This is a genomic window from Halomonas campaniensis, assembly GCF_014193375.1.
In the GTDB taxonomy this organism is placed as follows: domain Bacteria; phylum Pseudomonadota; class Gammaproteobacteria; order Pseudomonadales; family Halomonadaceae; genus Halomonas; species Halomonas campaniensis.
The window spans coordinates 101575-126632 of the sequence record NZ_JACHZF010000007.1 but is presented as its reverse complement, the minus strand read 5'-3'; the positions used below and the strand labels follow the sequence as shown (position 1 = coordinate 126632).

The following is a 25058-nucleotide window of genomic DNA, read 5'->3' as shown; positions in this document are numbered from 1 at the left end:
GACTTACATGTTGTCGGCGACGGCCTGGCCGAACTCGGAGCACTTGAGGAGCTTGGCATCGTCCATCAGGCGATGGAAGTCATAGGTGACCTCGCCCTTGGAGATGGCCTTCTCCATGCCCTTGAGCACCAGGTCGGCGGCCTCGACCCAGCCCATGTGGCGCAGCATCATCTCGGCAGAGAGGATCAGCGAGCCCGGGTTGACCTTGTCCTGGCCGGCGTACTTCGGCGCGGTGCCGTGGGTGGCCTCGAACATCGCCACGGCATCGGAAAGGTTGGCGCCCGGCGCGATGCCGATGCCGCCCACCTCGGCCGCCAGGGCGTCGGAGAGGTAGTCGCCGTTCAGGTTCAGGGTCGCGATGACGTCGTACTCGGCCGGGCGCAGCAGGATCTGCTGCAGCATGGCGTCGGCGATGACGTCCTTGATGACGATCTCCTTGCCGGTCTTCGGGTTCTTCATGGTCATCCAGGGGCCGCCGTCGAGAAGCTCGGCGCCGAACTCCTCGCGGGCGAGCTCGTAGCCCCAGTCCTTGAAGGAGCCCTCGGTGAACTTCATGATGTTGCCCTTGTGCACCAGGGTCAGCGACTCACGGTCATTGTCGATGGTGTACTGCAGGGCCTGGCGCACCAGGCGCTTGGTGCCCTCAACCGAGACCGGCTTGACGCCGATGCCGCAGTTCTCGGGGAAGCGGATGTTCTGGACACCCATCTCCTCGCGCAGGAACCTGATGACCTTGTCGGCCTCCGGGGTGCCGGCCTTCCACTCGATGCCGGCGTAGATGTCCTCGGAGTTCTCGCGGAAGATGACCATGTCCACGTCCGCCGGCTTCTTCACCGGGCTCGGCACGCCCTCGAACCAGCGCACCGGACGCTGGCAGACGTAGAGGTCGAGCTTCTGGCGCAGGGCCACGTTCAGGGAGCGGATCCCACCGCCCACCGGCGTGGTCAGCGGGCCCTTGATGGAGACGACGAAGTCCTTGACGGCCTCCAGGGTCTCGTCGGGCAGCCAGGTGTCGGCGTCGTAGACCTGGGTGGCCTTCTCGCCGGCGTAGATCTCCATCCACTCGATCCTGCGCTCGCCGTTGTAGGCCTTCTGAACGGCCGCATCGATGGCGATCTTCATCGCCGGCGTCACGTCGACGCCGATGCCGTCACCCTCGATGAACGGGATGATCGGGTTGTTCGGCACGTTCAGGGTGTTGTCGGCATTGACGGTGATCTTCTGGCCGCCTTCCGGGACGACGATTTTCTGGTATCCCATTGAGAACTCCCCTGTAGTGGTCTGTTCAGTGGAGCGCGGAGTATAGCATCGTCCCCCCCACCCGGCCCATCACCCACCCCTTCGACATGAAGATGAAGCCCCCGTCCGCCGGGCGGCGGACGGGGGCTTCAGGGTGTGCCCCGAGCGGGGGCACGATGCGCCTAAGTCGCTGGTCAGGCCTCGGCGACCAGCGCCAATGCCTCATTGAGGGTCTTGCTGGGGCGCATGACCGAGCGGGCGAGCTCATGGTCGGCATGGTAGTACCCCTTGAGGTCCACCGGCTGCCCCTGGACGCCATTGAGCTCCTCCATGATGGTCGCCTCCTTGGCCACCAGGGTCTCGGCCAGCCGGGCGAAGCGCTCCTTGAGGCCGGGGTCCTTGTCCTGGGCCGCCAATGCCTCTGCCCAGTAGAGGGCCAGGTAGAAGTGGCTGCCGCGGTTGTCGATCTCGCCGACCTTGCGCGACGGCGACTTGTTCTCTTCCAGGAACCGGCCGGTGGCCTTGTCCAGCGCGTCGGCCATCAGGGCGGCGCGCTCGTTGTCGAAGGTCTTGGCGAGGTGCTCCAGGGAGGCGCACAGCGCCAGGAACTCGCCCAGGCTGTCCCAGCGCAGGTGGTTCTCCTCGAGCAGCTGCTGGACGTGCTTGGGCGCGGAACCGCCGGCGCCGGTCTCGAACAGGCCGCCACCCTCCATCAGGGGCACGATGGAGAGCATCTTGGCGCTGGTGCCCAGCTCCAGGATCGGGAAGAGGTCGGTGAGGTAGTCACGCAGGATGTTGCCGGTCACCGAGATGGTATCGAGGCCGCGGATCACGCGCTCCAGGGTGTAGCGCATGGCGCGCACCTGGGACATGATCTGGATGTCGAGACCCTCGGTGTCGTGGTCCTTGAGGTAGGTGCGGACCTTCTTGATCAGCTCGTTCTCGTGGGGGCGGTAGGGGTCGAGCCAGAAGACCGCCGGCATGCCGGAGTCGCGGCAGCGGTTCACGGCGAGCTTGACCCAGTCGCGGATCGGCGCGTCCTTGACCTGGCACATCCGCCAGATGTCACCCTCCTCGACGTTCTGGGTGAGCAGCACCTCGCCGGTGTCCAGGTCGGTGATGTTGGCCACGCCGGCCTCGGGCACCTCGAAGGTCTTGTCGTGGGAGCCGTACTCCTCCGCCTTCTGGGCCATCAGGCCGACGTTGGGCACGGTGCCCATGGTGGCGGGGTCGAAGGCGCCGTGCCACTTGCAGAAGTTGATCATCTCCTGGTAGATGCGGGCGAAGGTGGACTCCGGCATCACCGCCTTGACGTCCTTCATGCGGCCATCGGCGCCGTACATCTTGCCGCCGGCGCGGATCATGGCGGGCATCGAGGCGTCGACGATCACGTCGCTGGGCGAGTGGAAGTTGGTGATGCCGCGTGCCGAGTCCACCATCGCCAGCTCCGGGCGCTCGTCGTGGCAGGCGTGCAGGTCGCGGACGATCTCGTCACGCTGGCTCTCGGGCAGGGTGTCGATCTTCTCGTAGAGGTTGGCCATGCCGTTGTTGACGTCGACCCCCAGCTCGTCGAACAGCTTGCCGTGCTTGGCGAAGGCCTCCTTGTAGAACATCCGCACGCAGTGGCCGAACACGATGGGGTGCGAGACCTTCATCATGGTGGCCTTGACGTGCAGAGAGAACATCACGCCGGTCTTGCGGGCATCCTCGATCTCGCGCTCGTAGAAGTCGAGCAGCGCCTTCTTGCTCATGAACATGCTGTCGATGATCTCGCCTTCCTGCAGCTCGACCCGGGGCTTGAGCACCCGGGTCTCGCCGCTGGCGGTGATCAGCTCCATCTTCACGTTGCGGGCGCGATCCAGGGTCATCGACTTCTCGCCGTGGTAGAAGTCGCCGCCATGCATGTGCGAGACGTGGGTGCGCGAGGCCTGGCTCCACTCGCCCATGTGGTGCGGGTACTTGCGAGCGTACTCCTTGACCGCCTTGGGGGCGCGGCGGTCGGAGTTGCCCTCGCGCAGCACCGGGTTGACGGCACTGCCCTTGGTCCTGTCGTAGCGCGCCTTGATGTCACGCTCCTCGTCGCTTGCCGGCTCGTCCGGGTAGTCCGGCAGGGGGTAGCCCTGGCCCTGCAGCTCCTTGATCGCCGCGCGCAGCTGCGGCATGGAGGCGCTGATGTTGGGCAGCTTGATGATGTTGGCCTCCGGGGTCTTGGCCAGGGCGCCCAGTTCGGCCAGGTGATCCTCGACGCGCTTGTCCTCGCCCAGGTAGTCGGGGAACTGGCAGAGGATCCGCGCCGCCAGGGAGATGTCGCGGGTCTCCACCTCGATGCCGGCGGCATCGGTGAAGGCGTCGATGATCGGCAGCAGCGAGTGGGTCGCCAGCGCAGGCGCTTCGTCGGTGAACGTGTAGATAATCTTCGGCGTTTTGGACATGGTTGCGTTGATCTCTCTGGTCGCTGCGACAGCAGGAAAGGAACCGCTGGCGCGCGCTGACGATGACTGGAACGGGGGACCCCGGGGTGCTCTCCCCATGTTGTGATCCGGCAGGGATGCGCGCGGCATCGCACCGGTGGCGGAGTCTCGGCAGGCCCCGTCAGGACGAAGCGCTCCCGGAGAGCGGGCGCATTATACCAGCCACCCCGACCCGGCGTATGCGCAATAAGGCTGACGCGCCGGACGACTCCCCCCTGCCATCCCGTCCGGCTTGCCGGTAAGCTTGGCCCATGAGCACCCTCTACCTGCTGCACAAGCCCTACCGCATGCTGTCCCAGTTCACCGACCGCGAGGGCGGCGACAGGGGGCCGCGCGCCACCCTGGCCGACGTCATCGACGTGCCCGGAATCTACCCGGCAGGCCGTCTGGACCACGATTCCGAGGGCCTGCTGCTGCTCAGTGACGATGGCGAGCTGATCCACCGCATCAGCCATCCGCGCCACAAGCAGCCCAAGACCTATCGCGTGCAGGTGGAGGGCACCCCCGATGACGCCGCCCTGCAGGCGCTGCGCGACGGCGTCGTGCTCAAGGACGGGATGACGAAACCGGCGAAAGTGCGCCGCCTGGAGGCGAGCGGCCTGCCCGAGCGCGACCCGCCCGTGGACCCGAAGCGCCACCCGGTGACCACCTGGCTGGAGCTGACGATCGGCGAGGGACGTAATCGCCAGGTCCGGCGCATGACCGCCCATGTGGGCCACCCCACCCTGCGCCTGGTGCGGGTGGCCATCGGCCCCTGGCGACTCGATGGCCTGGCCCCCGGCGAGTGGCGCCGCGAGACCCTGCATGCCCCGTCGCGCCGCGGCGGGCCGGGCCGGGCGAGTGCCCGGCGACCGAAGACGGCCCCACGAGGAGGCAAGCGATGAACCGCTGGCAACCCTTTGTCACCGTGGCCTGCGTGGTGGAGCGCGCCGGCGCCTTCCTGATGGTCGAGGAGAACCGCGGTGGCCCGCACACGCTCTTCAACCAGCCCGCCGGCCACCTGGAGCCCGGGGAGCGCATCCGCGACGCCGCCCTGCGCGAAGTGGAGGAGGAGACCGCCTGGCGGGTCGGCATCAGCGACTATCTCGGCATGTACGTCTACCAGGCACCGGACGGCAATACCTTCCACAGCCACGGCTTCCTCGGCATGGCGCTGGCGCACATGGGCAACGACCTGGACCCGGCGATCCACGCCGTGCACTGGCTGACCCTGGAGGAGATCGAGGCGCTGTATCGCGAGGGGCGGCTGAGAAGCCCGCTGGTGCTGCGCCGCATCCGCGACGCCCTGGCCGGACGCTTCTTCCCCATGGACGTCATCCACGAACGCTGAGTGCTCGGCGGCCGGCAGCGTGATCATGTATAATACCGCCCCATTTATGTCACACCGATTCCGAGGGCGCCCATGACCGCCACCCCAGGCAAGGTGATCGTCGGCATGTCCGGCGGCGTCGACTCCTCCGTGTCCGCCCTGCTGCTGCTCGAGCAGGGTTATCAGGTCGAAGGCCTGTTCATGAAGAACTGGGACGAGGACGACGGCACCGAGTACTGCACCGCCAAGGCCGACCTGGCCGACGCCGAGGCCGTCTGCGAGAAGCTCGGCATCCGGCTGCACACCGCCAACTTCGCCGCCGAGTACTGGGACAACGTCTTCGAGCACTTCCTGGCGGAGTACCAGGCCGGCCGCACGCCCAACCCGGACATCCTCTGCAACCGCGAGATCAAGTTCAAGGTGTTCCTGGAGTACGCCGAGATGCTCGGCGCCGAGAAAATCGCCACCGGCCACTATGTTCGTCAAGGGCAGGTGCGTGGCGCCATCGACGGCCAGGTGCGGCCGCGGCTGCTCAAGGGCCTCGATGCCAACAAGGACCAGAGCTACTTCCTGCACGCCGTGCCCGAGGCGGCCATCGCCCGCACTTTCTTCCCGGTGGGCGAACTGGAGAAGCCCGAGGTGCGTGCCATCGCCGAGCGCCACGACCTGGTGACCGCGCGCAAGAAGGACTCGACCGGCATCTGCTTCATCGGCGAGCGTCGCTTCCGCGACTTCCTGCAGCAGTACCTGCCGGCCCAGCCCGGCGTGATCGAGACCCCGGAGGGCGAGGTGATCGGCGAGCACATGGGGCTGATGTACTACACCCTCGGCCAGCGCCAGGGCCTGGGCATCGGCGGGCTCGCCAACCATCCCGAGGAGCCCTGGTACGTGGCCGCCAAGGACCTCGAGCGCAACGTGCTGGTCGCCGTGCAGGGCAAGCACCACCCGCTGCTCTACACCGACAGCCTGGCCACCGAGGCCATGGACTGGGTGGCCGGCGAGGCGCCCGTCGCCGCGGGGCGCCTTACCGCCAAGACCCGCTACCGCCAGGCCGACGTCCCCTGCCACATGCAGGCCCGCGCCGATGGCGGCGTCGAGGTCCATTTCGATGATCCCCAGCGCGCCGTCACCCCCGGCCAGTCGCTGGTGCTCTACGACGGCGAGATCTGCCTGGGCGGCGGGGTGATCCGCGACACCTGGAACGCCGAGGAGCGTGCCGCATGACCGCCTCGACGCCGATCCACCGCATCCCCGACGACCCCACCACCCGCCAGGCCCTGGCCCTGGCCGGGGTCTTCCAGGCCGCCAGCCTGGTCGACGAGCTCGCCCGCACCGGGCAGGTCGACACCCGCGCCTGGGAGACGCTGATCCATGCCACCCTGGACACCAGCCCCGCGAGCTTCGAGGCGATCTACGGCGGCCACCCCAACAACCTGCGCCGCGGCCTCGACGTGCTCGAGGCGGTGGTGGGTCGCCAGCAGGCCAACCCCGTGGTACTGCGCTACGGCTTCACGCTGCTGCTGCTGATGAACCAGCTGCGCACCAACGACGCCATGATGGACGACCTCGGCCAGCGGCTGGTGCGCATCCAGGGCCAGGCCGAGCACTTCGGCGCCACCCACGAGAACGTCATCGCCAGCCTCGGCGAGGCCTACCAGGAGACGCTCTCGACGCTCAAGACCCGCATCATCGTGCAGGGCGACCCCTCGCTGCTGCAGAGCCGCATGATGCCCGAGCGGGTGCGGGCCATCCTGCTTGCCGGCATCCGCTTCGCCCTGCTGTGGCACCAGCAGGGCGGCCGGCGCTGGAAGCTGATCTTCCAGCGCGGTGCCCTCAAGAGAACCCTGGACCAGCTCGCCTGACCCTTTCGCCAACGCCCCATCGAACCGGAACACGCCCATGCAAGCCCTGTCGCACTCTTCACTCCCCCTGTCCGCCCTGACCGCCCTCTCCCCCGTCGACGGCCGCTACGGCAGCAAGGCCGAGGCCCTGCGCGAACACTTCAGCGAGTTCGGCCTGATCCGCGCCCGGGTGATCGTCGAGATCCGCTGGCTGCAGCGCCTCGCCGAGCTGGCCGGCATCACCGAGGTGCCGCCGCTCTCCGCCGAGGCCACCGCCTTCCTGGAGGCGATGATCCGCGACTTCTCGCTGGCCGACGCCGAGCGCATCAAGGAGATCGAGCGCACCACCAACCACGACGTCAAGGCGGTGGAGTACTTCATCAAGGAGAAGATCGCCGGCCAGCCCGAGCTGCACGCCATCACCGAGTTCGTGCACTTCGCCTGCACCAGCGAGGACATCAACAACCTCTCCCACGGCGTGATGCTGACCGACGGGCTGAAGAGCCTGCTGCCGGTGATGCACCGGGTGGCCGACGACATCGCCGCGCTGGCCTTTGATCACGCCGCCCTGCCGATGCTCTCCCGTACCCACGGCCAGACGGCGAGCCCCACCACGCTCGGCAAGGAGATGGCCAACGTCGCCTACCGCCTGCGTCGCCAGCTCAGGCTGATCGAGGGCGTCGAGATCCTGGGCAAGATCAACGGCGCGGTGGGCAACTACAATGCGCACCTGGCCACCTACCCGGAGGTGGACTGGGAAGGCAACGCCCGCACCTTCGTCGAGGGCCTGGGGCTGACCTTCAACCCCTACACCACCCAGATCGAGCCCCACGACTACATCGCCGAGCTGTTCGACGCCATCTGCCGCTTCAACACCATCCTCATCGACTTCGATCGCGACGTCTGGGGCTACATCTCGCTGGGCTACTTCAAGCAGAAGACCGTCGAGGGCGAGATCGGCTCCTCCACCATGCCCCACAAGGTCAATCCCATCGACTTCGAGAACTCCGAGGGCAACCTGGGCCTGGCCAATGCGATCCTCGGCCACCTGGCCCAGAAGCTGCCGATCTCCCGCTGGCAGCGCGACCTCACCGACTCCACGGTGCTGCGCAACCTGGGCGTCGGCCTGGCCTACGGCCTGATCGCCTACGAGGCCTCGCTCAAGGGCATCGGCAAGCTCGAGGCCAACCCGACCCGCATCGCCGAGGACCTCGACGCCAGCTGGGAGGTGCTCGCCGAGCCGATCCAGACGGTGATGCGCCGCTACGGCATCGAGAAGCCCTACGAGAAGCTCAAGGAGCTGACCCGCGGCAAGCGCATCGACCAGGCAGGCTTCGCCGCCTTCATCGACACCCTCGAGCTGCCGGACGCGGTCAGGACCGAACTGAAGGCATTGAGCCCGGCGACCTACATCGGCAACGCCGAGGCCCAGGCAAAGAGGCTCTGACCATGTCCTCCGATACCCCGCTGCCCATGCTGGGCGGCCTGACCGCCGCCGAGTTCCTGCGCGACTACTGGCAGCAGAAACCGCTGCTGATCCGCGGCGCCCTGGCCGACTTCGAATGCCCGCTGGACCCCGACGAGCTGGCGGGGCTCGCCTGCGAGGAGGGCGTCGAGGCCCGCCTCGTCGAAGAGCAGGGTGCCGAGGGCCCCTGGCAGGTCCGCCACGGCCCCTTCGACGAGCGCACCTTCGCCCGGCTGCCCGAGCGGGACTGGACCCTGCTGGTGCAGGCCGTGGACCACTACGTGCCCGAGGTGGCCGAGCTGCTCGAGGCCTTCGACTTCCTGCCCCGCTGGCGGCTCGACGACATCATGATCAGCTACGCCCCGCCGGGCGGCAGCGTCGGCCCCCACGTCGACCAGTACGACGTCTTCCTGCTGCAGGGCAGCGGGCAGCGCCGCTGGCAGCTGGGCGGCCGGGTGGGTGACGACGCCCCGATCCTTGCCGGCATTGACCTGCGCATCCTCGAGCGCTTCACGGTGGAGGATGGCGACGACTGGGTGCTCGAGCCCGGCGACCTGCTCTACCTGCCCCCCGGCTGGGCCCACCACGGCGTCAGCCAGTCCGACGACTGCCTGACCCTCTCGGTGGGCTTCCGCGCCCCCTCCGCCGACGAGGCGATCACCTCCTTCGCCGACTACCTGGGCGAGCAGCTGCCCGCCTCGTGGCGCTACGCCGACGCCGGCATGGCCCCGCCGGCGGACCCGGCCGAGCTGGACGACGCCGCCGTCGCGCGCATGCGCTCCCTGATCCTCGAGACCCTCGACGACCCGGCCCAGCTCGCCCAGTGGTTCGGCCGGGTGATGACCCAGCCCAAGTACGTCGACCAGCTGGTACCCAGCGAGACGCCCACTGACCCCGGCACGCTTGTCGTGGCACTACAGGAGGGCGCCGAGCTGATCAGAAGCCCCGGCTCGCGCTTCGCCTGGCGGACCCTGGACGACGGGCATGCCACGCTGTTCGCCGACGGCGACGGCGCCACCTGCGCCCTGGCGCTGGCCCGGCACCTGGCCTCCGACGCCCCGCTGGACGCCGAGGCGCTGGCCCTGCCCGGGGCCGCCGAGCTGCTGGCCGCCCTGCTGGATGCCGGCAGCCTGGCCTGGGCGGATGAGTTCGAAGAGTAGCCGGCCTGCCGCCGGACCAGCCCTGAGCATGGGAAGGGATGACATGCAAAATGCCAAGCTGGAGATTCGCGAGGGAAGCTGGGCGGTGCTGGGCGCCGAGGCGTCCGAGATCCGTCGGGTGGTCTTCATCGAGGAGCAGCGCGTGCCCCTCGAGGAGGAGTGGGACGGCCGGGACGGTGACTGCCACCACTTCCTCGCCCTGCTCGAGGGCCGGCCGGTGGGCACCGCCCGCCTGCTCCCCGACGCCCATATCGGCCGGGTGGCCGTGCTTGCCGAGGCCCGCGGCTCAGGGATCGGCGCGGCGCTGATGCACGCCGCCATCGACGCCGCGCACCGCCAAGGACACCCCGCCGTGGAACTCGCCGCCCAGACCCACGCCCTGGCCTTCTATGCGCGGCTCGGCTTCACCGCCTTCGGCGATGAATTCCTGGACGCCGGCATCCCGCACCGCAACATGCACCTCCCCCTGGCCGGCCGCTGAGCCGGCAACCCACCCTTCAAACGAAAAACGACTACAGGATGGCGGCCTCGAGGCGCCATCCTGTAGTCGGGTTACAACCCCTCCTCCCCCAAAGAGCCCATTGTTGAAGCGCGCAGCCATGGGCCATAGTGCTTGCCAAGGCGAAAGACAAAACGACTGTTTGGCACCGCCCGCCGGGCTCACTCATACATTCGTTTCAAATTCGCCAGGGTTCGACCAAGGCAGCAGAGACAAGCGTCCCGCGATGGTCGAACCTGAGCTCACTTCGCAGGTGCAGCATTAGCCGTCACCGGCAAGCAATCGAACAGACCCGAGGGAGGATGGTTCCATGTCATACAAAGACGACATCAAGGCAGTGGCTCAACTGCGCGAGGCCATGCAGGGCAAGTGGGCCGACATCAGCCCCGAGAACGTCGCCCGCATGCGTGCCCAGAACCGCTTCAAGACCGGCCTGGACATCGCCAAGTACACCGCCAGGATCATGCGCGAGGACATGGCCGCCTACGACGCCGACACCGCCCAGTACACCCAGTCGCTGGGCTGCTGGCACGGCTTCATCGGCCAGCAGAAGCTGATCTCCATCAAGAAGCACTTCGGCACCACCCAGCGCCGCTACCTCTACCTCTCCGGCTGGATGGTCGCCGCCCTGCGCTCCGAGTTCGGCCCGCTGCCCGACCAGTCCATGCACGAGAAGACCACCGTGCCGAGCCTGATCGAGGAGCTCTACACCTTCCTGCGCCAGGCCGACGCCTGGGAGCTCAACCACCTGTTCCGCGCCCTGGAAGAGGCCAAAGAGGCCGGTGACAGCGCCCGTGCCGCCGAGATCGAGAACCAGATCGACAGCCACGAGACCCACGTGGTGCCGATCATCGCCGACATCGACGCCGGTTTCGGCAACGCCGAGGCCACCTACCTGCTGGCCAAGAAGATGATCGAGGCGGGTGCCTGCTGCATCCAGCTCGAGAACCAGGTCTCCGACGAGAAGCAGTGCGGCCACCAGGACGGCAAGGTCACCGTGCCCCACGAGGACTTCCTGGCCAAGATCAACGCCGTGCGCTACGCGTTCCTGGAGCTGGGCGTCGACGACGGGGTCATCGTGGCCCGCACCGACTCCCTGGGTGCCGGCCTGACCCAGAAGATCGCCGTGACCAACGAGCCGGGCGACCTGGGCGACCAGTACAACAGCTTCCTCGATGGCGACGAGATCGACAGCGCCTCCGACATCGACAACGGCGACGTGGTGATCAAGCAGAACGGCAAGCTCGTCAAGGTCAAGCGCCTGGCCTCCGGCCTCTACCAGTTCAAGCCCGGCACCGGCGAGGACCGCGTGGTGCTGGACTGCATCACCAGCCTGCAGAACGGCGCCGACCTGCTGTGGATCGAGACCGAGAAGCCCCACGTCGGCCAGATCGCCGCCATGGTCAACCGCATCCGCGAGGTCTGCCCGGACGCCAAGCTGGTCTACAACAACTCGCCCTCCTTCAACTGGACCCTCAACTTCCGCCAGCAGGTGTTCGATGCCTGGGAGAAGGAAGGCAAGGACGTGTCGGCCTACGACCGCGCCAGCCTGATGAGTGCCGAGTACGACAACACCGAGCTGGGCCAGCTGGCCGACGAGTGGACCCGCAACTTCCAGCGCGACGCCTCCCGCGAGGCCGGCATCTTCCACCACCTGATCACCCTGCCGACCTACCACACCGCGGCCCTGTCCACCGACAACCTGGCCAAGGGCTACTTCGGTGACGAGGGCATGCTGGCCTACGTGGCAGGCGTGCAGCGCCGCGAGATCCGCGAGGGCATCGCCACCGTCAGGCACCAGGACATGGCCGGCTCCAACATCGGGGACGACCACAAGGAGTTCTTCCACGGCGAGGCGGCCCTCAAGGCCGGCGGCAAGGACAACACCATGAACCAGTTCGGCTGAGCCGACGGTTGGTGACACGGTAGAATGACTGGAACCCTTGGGGAGGCTTGCGCCTCCCCTTTTTTGTGGCCGGCCGATTTTGCACATTGTTTGGTCGCTTTGCCGGCTAGAATGAGCAGCACGACTCCGGCGTCGACTGGTCAAAGCTTCGACAGCTGGGTAGAATTCCATTACCAAACAGTGTTCACGAACCTGCCAATCCAGGACAGGATGTCACCGGGCCGCGTACTTTACACAGGCTGCCCCGCAGAACGCCTCAGGAGGTCATGCATGAAACGTCTTCTTCCCGTCATCGCCCTCGGCGCCCTCAGCCTGGCCGGCTGCGCCAACACCGCCTCCATGGGGGGCAACGTCTACAGCGGCAGCCAGGTCGGCGCCGAGCAGACCGTGCGCTTCGGCACCATCCAGGCCCTGCGCCAGGTGCAGGTCGAGGCCGACAGCCGTGCCGGCGGCATCATCGGCACCGGTGGCGGCGCGGTCGTCGGCGGCCTGCTGGGGCGCCAGGTGGGCGGCGGCTCGGGTCGCGACCTGGCCACCGCGGCCGGCGTGATCGGCGGTGCCGTGGCCGGCAGCCGCATCGAGGAGTCCACCAACCGGGTGCGCGCCTGGGAGATGGAGATCCGCCGCGACGACGGCATGAACGTCGTCGTCGTGCAGAAGGCCGACCAGGCCTTCCAGGTGGGCCAGCGCGTCCGGCTGATCGGCAGCGGCCGTAACATCACCGTGGCCCCCTACTGACCCACGGCCGCCCGCCACATCGGGCGGGGCCTGGCCCCATCGGTTAGCCCCCCCACGAGAGAAGGCCCGCGGAGCGATCCGCGGGCCTTCTCTCGTGGGGTCGTGCGGGGCCTCGTGGCCGTCCTGCAGGCCGGCGGCCGGCATCGGGCCGGCCGCCCGGGCACTCAGTGAAGGTCGACCTTGTTCATGGCCCAGCCGGCCAGCTTGGCGCCGACCAGGCCCAGCACGGCGATCACGATCACGGTCAGCAGGATGTCCACCGGACGCACCAGGGTGGTGGCGCCGAGGATGGCCAGAGCCAGGCTCCAGACGATGGCGTTGTCACCGTGGCTCTTCATCGCCGCGGGCAGCACCTTGTCCAGGGACGGGCTGACCGATTCCCAGCGCTTGAGAGAGAGGACGAGGATCGCGGCGAAGGCGATCAGCCAGATCACGAGTTGAGTCATGGGCAGTCTCCACAGAGGGATGGAAGGGGGTGTGCGAAAAAGGGTGCCCGCTAGGTTATCCCCGCCCGGAGGGTGGCGCAACCGTCCAAAGGTCACGCGGAAAGGCCCCGCGGCGGGGCGTGAACGCGTCTCAGGATGGGTCCCTTGATCCTGAAAATCCGCCATGCCCCTGACAGCCCCCCGCCCGACGCGTTACCATGCGCGGGACATGCACTCACCGAAAGGTTTCTCCCTAATGCAGATTGCGCAGAATTCCGTTGTCGCGTTCCACTACACCCTGACCAACAACGCAGGTGAGGTGCTGGACAGCTCGGAAGGCCGCGAGCCGCTGACCTACCTCCACGGCGCCGGCAACATCATTCCGGGCCTCGAGAAGGAGCTTGAGGGTCGCGCCGCCGGCGACAAGCTCACCGCCACCATCGAGCCGAGCGACGGCTATGGCGAGAAGCAGGACCAGCTGGTGCAGGAAGTGCCGCGCGATGCCTTCCAGGGCGTCGAGAGCGTGGAGCCGGGCATGCAGTTCCAGGCCCAGACCCAGGGCGGCCCGCTGATGGTCACCGTGACCAGCGTGGAAGGCGACACCGTCACCGTCGACGGCAACCATCCGCTGGCCGGCCAGACCCTGAACTTCGACGTCGAGATCGCCTCGGTGCGCGAAGCCAGCCAGGAAGAGATCGAGCACGGCCACGTGCACGGCGAGGGCGGCCACCAGCACTGAGCCGGGCCCAGCGCCATGGCCCCGAGAGTTTCCCGGGGCCCGGATCCGGAAGGGGCAGCCACTGGCTGCCCCTTCCGCGTTTTCGGCCGCTACCCCATGGCACGGAGGGTCCGGTAGCCGCCCCACAGGCGTGTCGCCGTGGTGACCAGGCAGGCCAGGCCGAAGACCGTGGCCATCAGGGCGAAATGCCCGGGCCACAGGCAGAAGGCCACCAAGGCCAGCACCGTCTCGGTGCCCTCGGTCAAGCCGTGCAGGTAGTAGAAGGCCTTCCTCTGGAACGACGGCCGCTCGAGGCCATGACGGGTCGCCATGATGGCGAAGGCCAGAAAGGAGGTCCCGGTGCCAATGAACGCGAACAGCAGGAAGGCGGCGGCCAGCGCATTGGCCGCGGGGTCGGCCAGGGCGAAGCCCAGCACCACGGCGGCATAGAAGACGAAGTCCAGGCCGATGTCGAGGAAGCCACCCGCATCGCTCGTCCGACCGGTCAGCCGGGCAAGGGCACCATCGAGCCCGTCTCCCAGGCGGTTGAGCAGGATGACCACCAGCGCCGCCAGGGTCCAGCCCAGAGCCAGCAACGGCAACGCCAGCATTCCCACCAGAAAGGCCACCACCGTGACCTGGTCGGGGCGCACCCCGGCTGCCTGAAGGCGCCGGGCCAGCCAGCCCAGCGGCGGCTGGCTCATCGGCATGGTCCAGCGATCCAGCATCAACGCGCCTCCTGTTCCGCGCGACGTCCCCCCGCCGCGGACCGCACATCACGCTCTCCGTGCCCGCTGCGCCGCCAGCGGAAGTAGCGCTCGAGCCAGCCCAGCAGCCGTTCGGGCTTGTGGGCGTTCTTCCAGACCCCCGCCGTGGCCTTCACCGCCTCGCTGCGGGTCGGGTAGGGATGGATGGTGCCCAGCAGCTTGTTGAGCCCGATGCCGTGGGTCATGGCCAGGGTGAACTCGGCGAGCATCTCCCCCGCCCCCTCGCCGACGATGGTCGCCCCGAGCAGGCGATCGCGGCCGGGTACCGTCAGGACCTTGATGAACCCCTCGGTCTCGCCCTCGGCGATGGCGCGGTCCAGTTCGGCCAGCGCATAGCGCGTGACCTCGAAGGCCACCCCCCGCTCCCGGGCCTCGCGCTCGTTGAGCCCCACCCGGGCCACCTCGGGGGCGGTGAAGGTCACCGCCGGCAGGGCCCGATAGCTCACCCGGAAGCGCTTGAACTCGCCGAACAGGGCGTTGACCGTGGCGTGCCAGGCCTGATGCGCACTGGCGTGGGTGAGCTGGTAGGGGCCGGTCACGTCCCCGCAGGCCCAGACGTTGGGCAGCACGCTCTGCAGGCTCTCGTCCACCGCCAGGGTGCCGTCGCCGCGGGTCTCCACGCCCAGCGCCTCGAGCCCCATGCCGGAGACGTTGGCCTGCCGTCCCACCGCCACCAGCAGGTGAGAGAAGGGCAGGGTTTCGCGCAACGGCTTACCCTCGGCATCGAAGCGCTCGACCTCCAGGGCATGGCCGCCGTCCTTCCCGGCCACCACGCCAAGCGCCCGGGTGCCGAGATGCAGCGCCATGCCCTCCTCGCCGAGGCGCCGGCCGACCTCGGCGGCGACCTCGGGATCCTCGCGGGGCAGCAGCTGCCCGCCCATCTCGACCAGGGCCACGCGGCTGCCCAGGCGGGCGAACGCCTGGCCCAGCTCGCAGCCGATGGGGCCACCGCCCAGCACCAGCAGCCTCTCGGGGAGTGCCTCCAGCCGCCAGAGGTTGTCGGACGTCAGCACCTCGATGGCCTCGAGCCCGGGCAGCGGCGGCACCCGCGGCCGCGCCCCGCTGGCGATGATCACATGGCGGGTGGTGACCACCCGCGAGGCGCCGGCCCCATCGGTCACCCGCACCCGCCAGGGGTCCTCGAGGACGGCCTCACCGGCCATCACCGCCACGCCCAGCCCCTCGTAGCGCTCGCGGCTGTCGTGGGGTTCGATCTCCTGGACGGCACGCTGTACATGGCCCATCACCGCCGGAAAATCGATCTCCGGCTCACCCGCCTGCACGCCGAAACGACCGGCACCGCGCACCTCGCTGGCCAGCCGGGCGGCACGGATCAGGGCCTTGGAGGGTACGCAGCCGGTGTTGAGGCAGTCGCCCCCCAGCCGGTCGCGCTCCACCAGCGCCACCCTGGCCCTGACCGCCGCGGCGATGTAGCTCGCCACCAGCCCCGCCGAACCGCCGCCGATCACCACGATGTCGTGATCGAAGCGGGCGGGACGCGAGAACCGCGTCGCCAGGCGCCGGCGCTTGGCCAGCGCCACCCCGCCGCGGGCCAGCCACGGGAACAGGCCGATCAGCGCGAAGGAGCCGATCAGGCCCGGCGAGAGGATGCCCGAGAGCGACTCGAGGCTGCCCAGCTCACGCCCCGCGTTCACGAACACCGCCGTGCCGGGCAGCATGCCGAGCTGGCTGACCCAGTAGAAGGTCCACAGCCGCATGCGGGTCAAGCCCATGACCAGGTTGATCACGAAGAAGGGGAAGAGCGGGATCAGCCGCAGCGTGAAGAGGTAGAAGGCCCCCTCCCGGGCGATACCGGCATTGATCCGGGCCAGCTGGGGCGCGAAACGCCGCTCCAGGGGCTCGCGGGCCAGGGTGCGGGCGATCAGCGCGGCCAGGGTGGCCCCCAGGGCACTGGCAAAGGAGATGATCAGCAGCCCCCAGCCGAGGCCGAACAGGGCGCCCCCCAGCACGGTGAGCAGGGTCGCGCCGGGCAGCGAGACTGCCGCCATGAGCACGTAGATCAGGAAGAAGCCACCGGCGACGACCAGCGGCTCGGCGGCCAGCCAGGCCCGGAAGCGGGCCTGCTCGGCCTGCAGGGCCTGGAGGGTCAGGGCATCGTGGGCCCCGCTGAGGAACCAGGCCGCGATGGCCAGGGCGATCAGGGCCGCGAGGATCAGGCGACGTCGGGTCAAGGGAAGGCTCCAGGGGTGGCTGGCGGAAGGCATGGCGATTCTGTCGTCCCGCGACGCGATGCCTTACAGGGAATACACTTCAACAGGAGTTGTACGGAACCCTGGCTCAGTGACAGCCTCCAATCTATCACCCCTGAACGACGGAGCCACCCCATGTCCTTCCCTTCCCTGCCCGCACCCCGCTGGTTCGCCCTGCTCGGCCTGCCCCTGTCGATCGGCCTGGCCGGCCAGAGCCTTGCCGAGGCCCCTCCGGCCAGTGCCGTCTTCGCCGGCGGCTGCTTCTGGTGCGTCGAGGAGGCCTTCGACCAGGTCGACGGCGTGCTCTCGACCACCTCAGGCTTCAGCGGCGGCCACGTCGAGAATCCCGGCTACAACCAGGTGGTGGCCGGCGGCACCGGCCATGCCGAGGTGGTCCAGGTGGAGTACGACCCGACCGTGGTCGACTACTCGGCCCTGCTGCACGTGTTCTGGCGCAACATCGACCCCTTCGCCGTGGACCGCCAGTTCTGTGACGCCGGCGAGCCCTATCGCAGCGCGATCTTTCCCATGAACGACGAGGAGCGCCGCCTCGCCGAGGCCAGTCTCGAGGCCCTCACCGAGCGCTTCGGCCGCGAGATTGCCACCGAGATCAACGACTTCGAAGCCTTCTACCCCGCCGAGGAGTACCACCAGAACTACTATCGCAAGAACCCGGTTCGCTACAACTTCTACAAGTCCGCCTGCCGCCGCGTGGAGCGCCTCGAGGAGGTATGGGGCGACGAGGCCGGCGGCCTGTCAGGCGACCTGGCGGCGGCGCGCTGAGCCCTCGCGGCGCCACAGCCAGGTCGCGATCCCCAGGGTGATGCCCAGCACCAGCCAGGAGCCCACGACCACGCCGGGCCAGGCGCCCAGCTGCCAGAAGGGCTCCAGCCACAGGCCCCCCAGGCTGGCACCGCCGTAGTAGAAGACCAGGTAGAGCGCCGAGGCGCTGCCTCGCGCCTGCCGGGCATTGCGCCCTACCCAGCTCGAGGCCATGGCGTGGGCCAGGAAGAAGCCGAAGGCGTTGATGGTCAGTCCGAGCAGGATCACCGGCAGGCTGTCGATCAGGGTCACCAGGGTGCCCCCCATGAGGACCGCGATCCCCGTCATCATGCAGGCCGGTGCCGACAGGTGTCGCACCAGGCGCCCCGAGAGCGATGAGCCCAGGGTGCCCCCCAGGTAGGTGAGGAAGATCAGCCCCAGCAGCCTGGCCCCCAGCCCGAAGGGCGCCTCGGCCAGGCGGAAGGTGATGTAGCTGTACTGGTTGATGAAGATCAGGAAGTTGAGGCCTCCCAGCAGGTAGGCCGCCAGCAGCAGCGGGTTGCGCAGGTGGGCGGCGAGGTCGGCCACGGCACCGCCCAGTGCGAAGCGGCGCGGCCGGAATCGCCGCGCCGGCGGCAGCAGCCGCCAGAAGACGACGACCCCGACCAGGGTGATCAGTCCCACCGCCAGGAAACTGGCGGAACTGCCGGCGACCTCCCCCACCGCCCCGCCCACCACGCGGCCGCTGATGCCGCCCAGGGTATTGGCGCCGATGTAGAGCCCCACCGCGGCCATCATGGCGTCCGGTTCGAACTCGTCGCCCATCCAGGCGATCGCCACCGCCGGCAGCCCCCCGAGCACGAAACCCTGCAGCGTGCGCAGCAGCAGCAGGCTCTCGAAGTTGGGCGCCAGGGCCAGCGCCAGCGAGAGGACGCCGGCCGCCAGCAGCGTGAGGCGCATGATACGGTCGCGGCCGATGGCATCCGAGAGCGGCCCGAAGACCAGCAGCGAGGCCGCCAGCGCCAGGGTCGAGACCGACATCACCAGGCCGGCCACCAGGGTGGAGACCCCGTAGGCAGCGCGCAGGTCGGGCAGCAGCGGCTGGGGCGCATAGAGGTTCAGGAACACCAGCAGGGAGCCCAGGCTGAGGGCCAGGGTGGCGCGCCACCAGGCACGCGTACGTGTCTGGATCTTGGGATCGGCCATCAACGGCCGGGTTACCCTTCGCCGGACGCCAGCACGCGCTGGGCCAGGGTGGTGGGCTCCAGGGTGCGCCTGGCCTGCCAGAAGTGGCGCTGCCAGTAGCGATTGTCGAGTTCGGAAATCATCACCCCGCGCGAGGTAGAGGCGTGGAAGAAGCGCCCTTCGCCGAGGTAGATCCCCACGTGGTCGTAGCGGCCCGGCGGGCGGAAGAACACCAGGTCGCCGGGCTGCAGCGCGTCGCGCTCGACGGGCATGCCCTGGTGGACCTGCTCGCCGGTGGAGCGTGGCAGCTCCACCCGGAAGGTATCGTTGAAGACATGCTGGACCAGCGCCGAGCAGTCGATCCCCTGGCGGGAGGTGCCCCCCAGGCGATAGGGCGTTCCCACCCAGCGCTCGTGCTGGGCGAGCAGGGCCTGCTGGACCAGCGCCGGCGGCGGATTGGCGAGGCTGCGCGCCTCCAGAATGGGGTTGTCCACCCGGGACATCATGGGGTCCCAGCCCCCCGGCAGGCCGGGCAGCTGTCGGGAGAAATAGTCATCGCCGGACGCCAGGGAAGCACTCTCCTGGGGGGCGGTGACACAGCCGGCCAGCAGGGCCAGCGGGACGGAGACCAACAGGGCACGACACCTACGCGCGACAACCATCCTTGAGCGACCTCGATCCGTGAGCCGCATCCCTGCGGTCGGGGTGTCGACACCCCGCGCTGGAACATTGTCGCTGTGGCAGTGGTGCCGGGCATGCCGGTATCACTGCCAGAGCGGCCTGTCGGCGGCTCGCTTCCGGCGATGGCTCCCGACAGGTGGAGCCGTGTGCTGCAACGCGGTGACTATAAACCAGCCGCCGGGGGGCTGGCGAGCCCCCCGGCGTCCTTCGGCTCAGTGCAGCTGGCGGGAGTCCCCCGGCAGGGTATCGATGTGCAGGGGGGCCCAGTGGCGCGGCCGGGCGCCCGGGAAGTCCAGGCTGGCCCAAGGGCCGGCCAGCGGCGGCGCCGCACTGAGCCAGGCGACCAGCGCCTGGCGGAAGCCGGCCAGGAAGCTCTCGCGCTCCGGGGTCTCGCCCATGAAGAACGAGAAGCCGGCATGCAGGGCCCGGGCATACTCCTCCCAGCCGGCATAGTGGGCGGCCGCCAGGGCGTGGGCCCGCTCAAGGGTCGCGGTGAAGGCCGCGGCCTCCAGCCAGCCCAGCTGGCGGGCGGCGATCGCCAGGTCCACCGCCTGGGCGATGTCCCAGGCGGCCAGGTCGGTGTCGTTGCAGCCATCCTCGTTGTCGCGCACCCGCTGCAGCCGCAGCAGGTGGGTGTGCTCCTCGTCGCTGCACTCGCCGCTCTCCAGGGTGGCGATCTCCGAGGCCAGCCGTCCCTCGTTGAGGGTGTAGGGCGCGTAGTTGATCTGGTACTCCTGGCGATCCCCGGCCTCGAGCAGGAAGTCGAGGAAGTCGGCGAGCTCCTCGGCCGAGTGGAGCCCGTAGTGGCCGTCGACCCACTCGCGAATCGACACGCACTCCCGCGCGCTTTCCGGGTGGGGCAGGCTCCAGGCCGGGCTGTTGAGGGGGCCGACCAGCGACATGGCGGTGAAGTGCGAGAGGCTCGGCCGGGGCCCGGGCTCCTGCCACTCGCCGGCGCGCCAGTCCAGCCAGTGGAAGAGGCTGCCGGGATCCTCCTGGTGCCAGCGGATCTCGGCGGTCAGCGAGGGCTGGCCCTCCTCGGGCAGCAGCGCCTCCCACCCGGCCCAGGCCTCCAGCAGTCGGCGGGCGTCGGGGTAGAAGCGGCACAGCGAGGCGCGCAGCGCATCGGCCAGGGCGGCCAGGCCTTCCGCCTCGAAGCCTTCGCAGTCCATGGCCATCTGCAGGTAGAAGGCATACTTCTCGGCCATGTGGACGGTGGCCGCATGGCGACTGCCGCGCCGCAGCCCGTCGCGCACCTCAAGCGCCGCCGGCTCGGGGGCCCCGAAGGGCGTCTCGGCCGGCGGCAAGGCGCCATGGGCGGCATCGGCGGCCAGCTGGTTGAGGTGGTGCGCCTGGGCCGGCAGCCAGTAGCGCGAGAGCGCTTCCACCCCCTCGTCGGGGTGCAGGTCCAGGGTCTCGGCCAGGTACTGGCGGGCATCCTCGCGGCGCGCCGCCGGCACGGGGGCGGCAGGGCCCTGGCGGCCGGCCAGCTCGGGCTCACGCACCGCCGCCAGCGCCAGCACCCAGTGCCGCGGGTCGCGACGCCACTGGCGCATGGCGACACGGGAGCGCTCCAGCAGGGTCGGGTCGATCAGCCCCTGCAGGGCGGGCCGCCAGGGGCTCACCGGCGACTGCAGCAGCAGCTTCCAGTCGGCGTCGAAGGTGGAGAGCAGGTTTCGTCCCTCGAACAGGCTCCTGCCGCGCTGGTAGGCACGGGCCAGCGCCGCCCAGTCGCTGTAGCGGTGCTCCACCAGGTCGGCCGCATGCAGGGCGAAGTCGGCGGCCTCGTGCGCCTCGAGCCAGCCCAGGCAGGCCCCCGCCCAGGCCAGGTCGACCAGGCGCAGCCAGTCCCAGGCCGCCCACTCCAGGGGCTCGCCATGCTCGACGAAGCCCAGCATCACCCGGCCGAAGGGCCGGTCGGGCCCCTCCAGCCGCTCCATCCACTCGGCCCGCCCGGTCGCATCCAGCTCCAGCAGCCGCGCGGCATCCAGGTCCCAGCCCTGGCGGTCGCCCTGGGCCCCCAGCCACAGCAGCGCGCGCACCAGGTCGTCGCGCCCGTGGACCTGCCAGGCCTCGCCGAGCCAGGCGGCGAGGCCGGCCCAGTCGTTCTCCCGGGCCGGCAGCTCGACCACCGGGGCGAAGCCCGCGCGCAGTCGCCAGACCCGCGCCTCGGGGGCGTCGGGCCACAGCACCGGCGGGTGGTCATGGATCGCCAGCCACTCGCCCAGCCGCTCCCAGGTGATGCCCTCGCCATCGTGTTCCAGCACCGAGAGCGCCTGGCAGGCCTCGACGAAGCCGTCGTCGCCGTGCACCCAGCCGGTGGCGCTGCGCGCGCGGCGCAGCGCCTCCAGCCAGGCATCGAGGTCGGCATGGTGGGCGCTGATCTCGCCGGCCAGGGCGTGGGCCCACTCCCGGGCGCGGCTCTCGGAGAGCCAGCCGGCGGCACCGGCCAGGGCGACCAGTTCCAGGGCCTCGAGCAGGCGGGCGGGGTCCGCCGCGGCGCCACCGACGCCGTGCGACTCCACCAGGCGCCAGCCCAGCTCGCCTCGGTCGGCGACGCCCAGGGCGGCGAGCCGGGCCACGGCCGCATCCGGCTCGACGGTCAGTGGATCGGGCGCAAAGGCCCAGTCACACAGCACCAGCTGCTGGGCCCACCAGGCGTTCAGGGGATCGACCAAGGCTCACCTCGACATCCAGGGTGTGACGGACGGCCGCGCACGGGGAGAAGGCGCAGGCCGGACAGAATTCGGCGCACTAGTGTAGCGGAAAGCGCGGCCGGCGCCGATGGGTCGAGGGTGGAATTCCCGGCACGGCCGGTGCCAGCAAGGCGCTCCCGGAGGACTTGGCGGAACGTTTTAAATAATGCACACTGCGTAAAATATGATGACAACACTCCCCGGAGGACCCATGGCCGAGCTGCCCGACATCCTGATCCCCAAGGCCTTCATCGCCGGCGAATGGCGCGATGCCGAGCGACGCTTCGCCGTCACCGACCCGGCCAGCGGCGAGACCCTGGCCGAGGTGCCGGACCTCGGCGCCGCTGACGCCCGGGAGGCCGTGGCCGCCGCCGAGGCCGCCTGGCCGGCCTGGAAGCGCCGCACCGCCAAGGAGCGCGCCAACCTGCTGCGCGCCTGGTACGACGCCCTCATGGCCCACCAGGAGGCGCTGGCCCGGCTGATGACCCTGGAGCAGGGCAAGCCGCTGGCCGAGTCCCGCGGCGAGGTGGCCTACGGCGCCTCCTTCGTGGAGTTCTACGCCGAGGAGGCCAAGCGGGTGGCCGGCGAGACCCTGCCGAGCCACGGCGTCGACAAGCGCATCCTGGTGTTCCGCGAGCCCATCGGCGTGGTGGCGGCGATCACCCCCTGGAACTTCCCGCTGGCGATGATCACCCGCAAGTGCGCCCCGGCGCTGGCCGCCGGCTGCCCGGTGGTGATCAAGCCCGCCGAGGCCACCCCGCTCACCGCCCTGGCGGTGGCGCGCCTGGCCGAGCTGGCCGGCTTCCCCGCCGGGGTGATCAACGTGGTCACCGCCAGCCGTCCGGCCGAGATCGGCGAGGTGCTGACCACCGACCCGCGGGTGCGCAAGATCTCCTTCACCGGCTCCACCCCGGTGGGCAAGCGGCTGCTGGCCCAGTGCGCCGGCACCGTGAAGAAGGCCTCCATGGAGCTGGGCGGCAACGCCCCCTTCATCGTCTTCGACGACGCCGACCTGGATGCCGCCGTGGAGGGCGCCATCGCCTCCAAGTACCGCAACTCCGGCCAGACCTGCGTCTGCACCAACCGCCTGCTGGTACAGGCCGGCGTCCATGACGCCTTCGTCGAGAAGCTGGCCGCCCGGGTCGCCGAGCTCAAGGTCGGCAGCGGCCTCGAGGAGGGCGTGGTCCAGGGCCCGCTGATCAACCCCGCCGCGATCGAGAAGGTCGAGGCGCACATCGCCGATGCCCTGGCCAAGGGCGGGCGCCTGGTCACCGGCGGCAAGCCCCACGCCCTGGGCGGCACCTTCTTCGAACCGACGGTGATTGCCGATGTCACCGAGGAGATGCGGGTCGCTCGCGAGGAGACCTTCGGCCCCCTGGCCCCGGTGTTCCGCTTCGAGACCGACGAGCAGGCCATCGCCATGGCCAACGCCACCGAGTTCGGCCTGGCCGCCTACTTCTATGCCCGCGACTACCGTCGCATCTGGCATGTCATGGAGGGGCTGGAGTATGGCATGGTGGCGGTGAACGAGGGGATCCTCTCCACCGAGCTGGCCCCCTTCGGCGGCGTCAAGGAGTCGGGGCTGGGCCGCGAGGGTTCGCGCCACGGCCTGGATGAGTACACTGAACTAAAATACGTCTGTGTCGGCGGACTCTGATCGCCCGCTACGCACTTTCCACCAGGAGGCATCATGAACAACGCAGAACTCAACGAACTCAAGCAACGCTATGTCGCCAACGGCGCGGCCAGCCCGGCGACCCAGTTCGCCGACCGCGCCGAGAACGCCCTCGTCTGGGATGCCGATGGCAACCGCATCATCGACTTCGCCGGCGGCATCGGCGTGCTCAACATCGGCCATCGCCACCCGAAGGTGGTCGAGGCCGTCAAGGCGCAGCTCGACCGCGTCATGCACACCTGCCAGACCGTGATGCCCTACGAGGGCTACGTGAAGGTGGCCGAGCAGCTGAGCAAGATCACCCCGGTGCGCGGCCATGCCAAGGTGATGCTGGCCAACTCCGGCGCCGAGGCCCTGGAGAACGCCGTCAAGGTCGCCCGCGCCGCCACCGGCAAGAACAACGTGATCTGCTTCGACGGCGGCTATCACGGCCGTACCTTCATGACCATGGCCATGAACGGCAAGGTCGCCCCCTACGCCGCCGACTTCGGCAGCATGCCGGGCAACGTGTTCCGCGCCCCCTACCCGGTGCCCTACCACGGCGTCAGCGAGGACGAGGCCCTGCGCGGCCTGAAGATGGCGCTCAAGACCGACGCCAACCCCCGCGACACCGCGGCCATCGTGCTCGAGCCGGTGCTCGGCGAGGGCGGCTTCTACCCGGCGCCGACCAGCTTCCTCAAGGCGATCCGCGAGATCTGCGACGAGCACGGCATGCTGATGATCATCGACGAGGTGCAGTCCGGCTTCGGCCGCACCGGCAAGATGTTCGCCATCGAGCACAGCGGCGTCGAGCCGGACATCATCACCATGGCCAAGAGCATGGCCGACGGCATGCCGATCTCCGCGGTGGTGGGCACCGACGTCCACATGGATGCCTCCGGCCCCAACTCCCTGGGCGGCACCTACACCGGCAGCCCGGTCTCCTGCGCCGCCACCCTGGCCGTGCTGGAGGTCTTCGAGCAGGAGAACATCCTCGAGAAGAGCCAGGCGCTGGGTGACAAGCTGGCCAAGCGCTTCGCCCAGTGGGAGCAGGAGTTCGACTGCGTCGACAACGGCCGCAACATGGGGGCCATGGCCGCGGTGGACCTCGTCTCCGACAAGGCCAAGCACACCCCGAATGCCGACCTGGCAGCGGCGCTGTGCAAGCGGGCCCGCGAGAAGGGCCTGATCCTGCTCTCCTGCGGCCTCTACGGCAACACCATCCGCTTCCTGATGCCCGTCACCATCGAGGACGAGGTGCTGGAAGAGGGCCTGGCCATCGTCGAGGAATCCCTCAAGGAACTGGTGGGGCAGACCGCCACCGCCTGATCG

General features: G+C 69.3%; 21 protein-coding genes. 13 read left to right on the top strand and 8 right to left on the bottom strand.

All coding sequences use genetic code 11. The features are described 5' to 3' along the window. Positions 1-3 precede the first annotated feature (3 nt). Both icd and BDK63_RS06140 read right to left on the bottom strand, forming a co-directional pair. Entirely contained in the window at positions 4-1260 is a 1257-nt protein-coding gene (gene icd / locus BDK63_RS06145; protein ID WP_183330487.1) for an NADP-dependent isocitrate dehydrogenase, read from the bottom strand. Between the two features lie 173 nt (positions 1261-1433). Next, positions 1434-3671 (bottom strand): NADP-dependent isocitrate dehydrogenase, encoded by a 2238-nt coding sequence (locus BDK63_RS06140; protein WP_183330486.1) that lies wholly within the window; start codon positions 3669-3671, stop codon positions 1434-1436. Positions 3672-3961: 290 nt separating this feature from the next. Here BDK63_RS06140 and BDK63_RS06135 point away from each other — a divergent pair, with 290 nt between their 5' ends. From BDK63_RS06135 to BDK63_RS06095, 9 genes are all read left to right on the top strand, one after another. Next, positions 3962-4594 (top strand): pseudouridine synthase, encoded by a 633-nt coding sequence (locus tag BDK63_RS06135; RefSeq protein WP_183330485.1) that lies wholly within the window; start codon positions 3962-3964, stop codon positions 4592-4594. Continuing rightward, positions 4591-5040 carry an NUDIX domain-containing protein gene (locus BDK63_RS06130; RefSeq protein ID WP_183330484.1) on the top strand — a complete coding sequence of 150 codons (450 nt, stop codon included), beginning with the start codon at positions 4591-4593 and terminating at the stop codon, positions 5038-5040. Before BDK63_RS06135 ends, BDK63_RS06130 begins: the two co-directional genes overlap by 4 nt. Before the next feature lie 72 nt (positions 5041-5112). Further along, positions 5113-6243 (top strand): tRNA 2-thiouridine(34) synthase MnmA, encoded by a 1131-nt coding sequence (gene mnmA, locus BDK63_RS06125; protein WP_183330483.1) that lies wholly within the window; start codon positions 5113-5115, stop codon positions 6241-6243. After that, positions 6240-6881, top strand: a complete 642-nt coding sequence (hflD, locus tag BDK63_RS06120) for a high frequency lysogenization protein HflD (protein WP_183330482.1) — start codon at positions 6240-6242, stop codon at positions 6879-6881. The genes mnmA and hflD overlap by 4 nt, the downstream gene beginning before the upstream one ends. A 37-nt stretch (positions 6882-6918) precedes the next feature. Further along, the gene (gene purB / locus BDK63_RS06115; RefSeq protein WP_183330481.1) at positions 6919-8307 is read left to right on the top strand and encodes an adenylosuccinate lyase; all 1389 of its coding nucleotides are present in this window, start codon (positions 6919-6921) and stop codon (positions 8305-8307) included. Between the two features lie 2 nt (positions 8308-8309). Further along, complete coding sequence (locus BDK63_RS06110; protein ID WP_183330480.1) at positions 8310-9485, top strand: cupin domain-containing protein; 1176 nt, start codon at positions 8310-8312, stop codon at positions 9483-9485. Between the two features lie 43 nt (positions 9486-9528). Beyond that, the gene (locus BDK63_RS06105) at positions 9529-9966 is read left to right on the top strand and encodes a GNAT family N-acetyltransferase (RefSeq protein ID WP_183330479.1); all 438 of its coding nucleotides are present in this window, start codon (positions 9529-9531) and stop codon (positions 9964-9966) included. Between the two features lie 328 nt (positions 9967-10294). After that, positions 10295-11890, top strand: coding sequence for an isocitrate lyase (locus BDK63_RS06100; protein WP_183330478.1), 1596 nt, complete (start codon positions 10295-10297; stop codon positions 11888-11890). A 270-nt stretch (positions 11891-12160) separates the two neighbouring features. Then, entirely contained in the window at positions 12161-12628 is a 468-nt protein-coding gene (locus BDK63_RS06095) for an outer membrane lipoprotein (RefSeq protein ID WP_183330477.1), read from the top strand. A 164-nt stretch (positions 12629-12792) separates the two neighbouring features. Here BDK63_RS06095 and BDK63_RS06090 read toward each other — a convergent pair whose 3' ends face one another. Continuing rightward, complete coding sequence (locus BDK63_RS06090; protein ID WP_183330476.1) at positions 12793-13074, bottom strand: hypothetical protein; 282 nt, start codon at positions 13072-13074, stop codon at positions 12793-12795. Between the two features lie 235 nt (positions 13075-13309). Between BDK63_RS06090 and BDK63_RS06085 the strand changes: the two genes are divergently transcribed. Then, positions 13310-13792 carry an FKBP-type peptidyl-prolyl cis-trans isomerase gene (locus BDK63_RS06085; RefSeq protein WP_183330475.1) on the top strand — a complete coding sequence of 161 codons (483 nt, stop codon included), beginning with the start codon at positions 13310-13312 and terminating at the stop codon, positions 13790-13792. 89 nt (positions 13793-13881) lie between these two features. Here the strand turns inward: BDK63_RS06085 and BDK63_RS06080 are convergent, their stop codons facing one another. Together BDK63_RS06080 and BDK63_RS06075 are read right to left on the bottom strand one after the other, a co-directional pair. Beyond that, on the bottom strand, positions 13882-14499 hold the full coding sequence (locus BDK63_RS06080; RefSeq protein ID WP_183330474.1) for a CDP-alcohol phosphatidyltransferase family protein: 618 nt from the start codon (positions 14497-14499) through the stop codon (positions 13882-13884). Beyond that, entirely contained in the window at positions 14499-16730 is a 2232-nt protein-coding gene (locus BDK63_RS06075) for an FAD-dependent oxidoreductase (protein WP_183330473.1), read from the bottom strand. Before BDK63_RS06075 ends, BDK63_RS06080 begins: the two co-directional genes overlap by 1 nt. Positions 16731-16883: 153 nt before the next feature. On the opposite strand from BDK63_RS06075, the gene msrA reads away from it, so the two are divergent. Then, positions 16884-17531, top strand: a complete 648-nt coding sequence (msrA, locus tag BDK63_RS06070) for a peptide-methionine (S)-S-oxide reductase MsrA (protein WP_183330472.1) — start codon at positions 16884-16886, stop codon at positions 17529-17531. Here msrA and BDK63_RS06065 read toward each other — a convergent pair. The 3 genes from BDK63_RS06065 to BDK63_RS06055 all read right to left on the bottom strand — a co-directional run bounded on the left by BDK63_RS06065 (position 17505) and on the right by BDK63_RS06055 (position 22054). Then, positions 17505-18716, bottom strand: coding sequence for an MFS transporter (locus tag BDK63_RS06065; RefSeq protein ID WP_183330471.1), 1212 nt, complete (start codon positions 18714-18716; stop codon positions 17505-17507). The two genes, msrA and BDK63_RS06065, sit on opposite strands and share 27 nt — an antisense overlap. 11 nt (positions 18717-18727) lie before the next feature. Continuing rightward, a complete protein-coding gene (locus BDK63_RS06060; protein WP_425485939.1) occupies positions 18728-19327 on the bottom strand; it encodes a C40 family peptidase in 600 nt (199 codons plus the stop codon). Between the two features lie 261 nt (positions 19328-19588). Next, entirely contained in the window at positions 19589-22054 is a 2466-nt protein-coding gene (locus tag BDK63_RS06055) for a DUF1266 domain-containing protein (protein WP_183330469.1), read from the bottom strand. Positions 22055-22283: 229 nt separating this feature from the next. On the opposite strand from BDK63_RS06055, the gene BDK63_RS06050 reads away from it, so the two are divergent. Continuing rightward, the gene (locus tag BDK63_RS06050; protein ID WP_183330468.1) at positions 22284-23729 is read left to right on the top strand and encodes an NAD-dependent succinate-semialdehyde dehydrogenase; all 1446 of its coding nucleotides are present in this window, start codon (positions 22284-22286) and stop codon (positions 23727-23729) included. A gap of 33 nt (positions 23730-23762) precedes the next feature. Beyond that, positions 23763-25055 (top strand): 4-aminobutyrate--2-oxoglutarate transaminase, encoded by a 1293-nt coding sequence (gabT, locus tag BDK63_RS06045; RefSeq protein WP_183330467.1) that lies wholly within the window; start codon positions 23763-23765, stop codon positions 25053-25055. Positions 25056-25058: the final 3 nt, after the last annotated feature.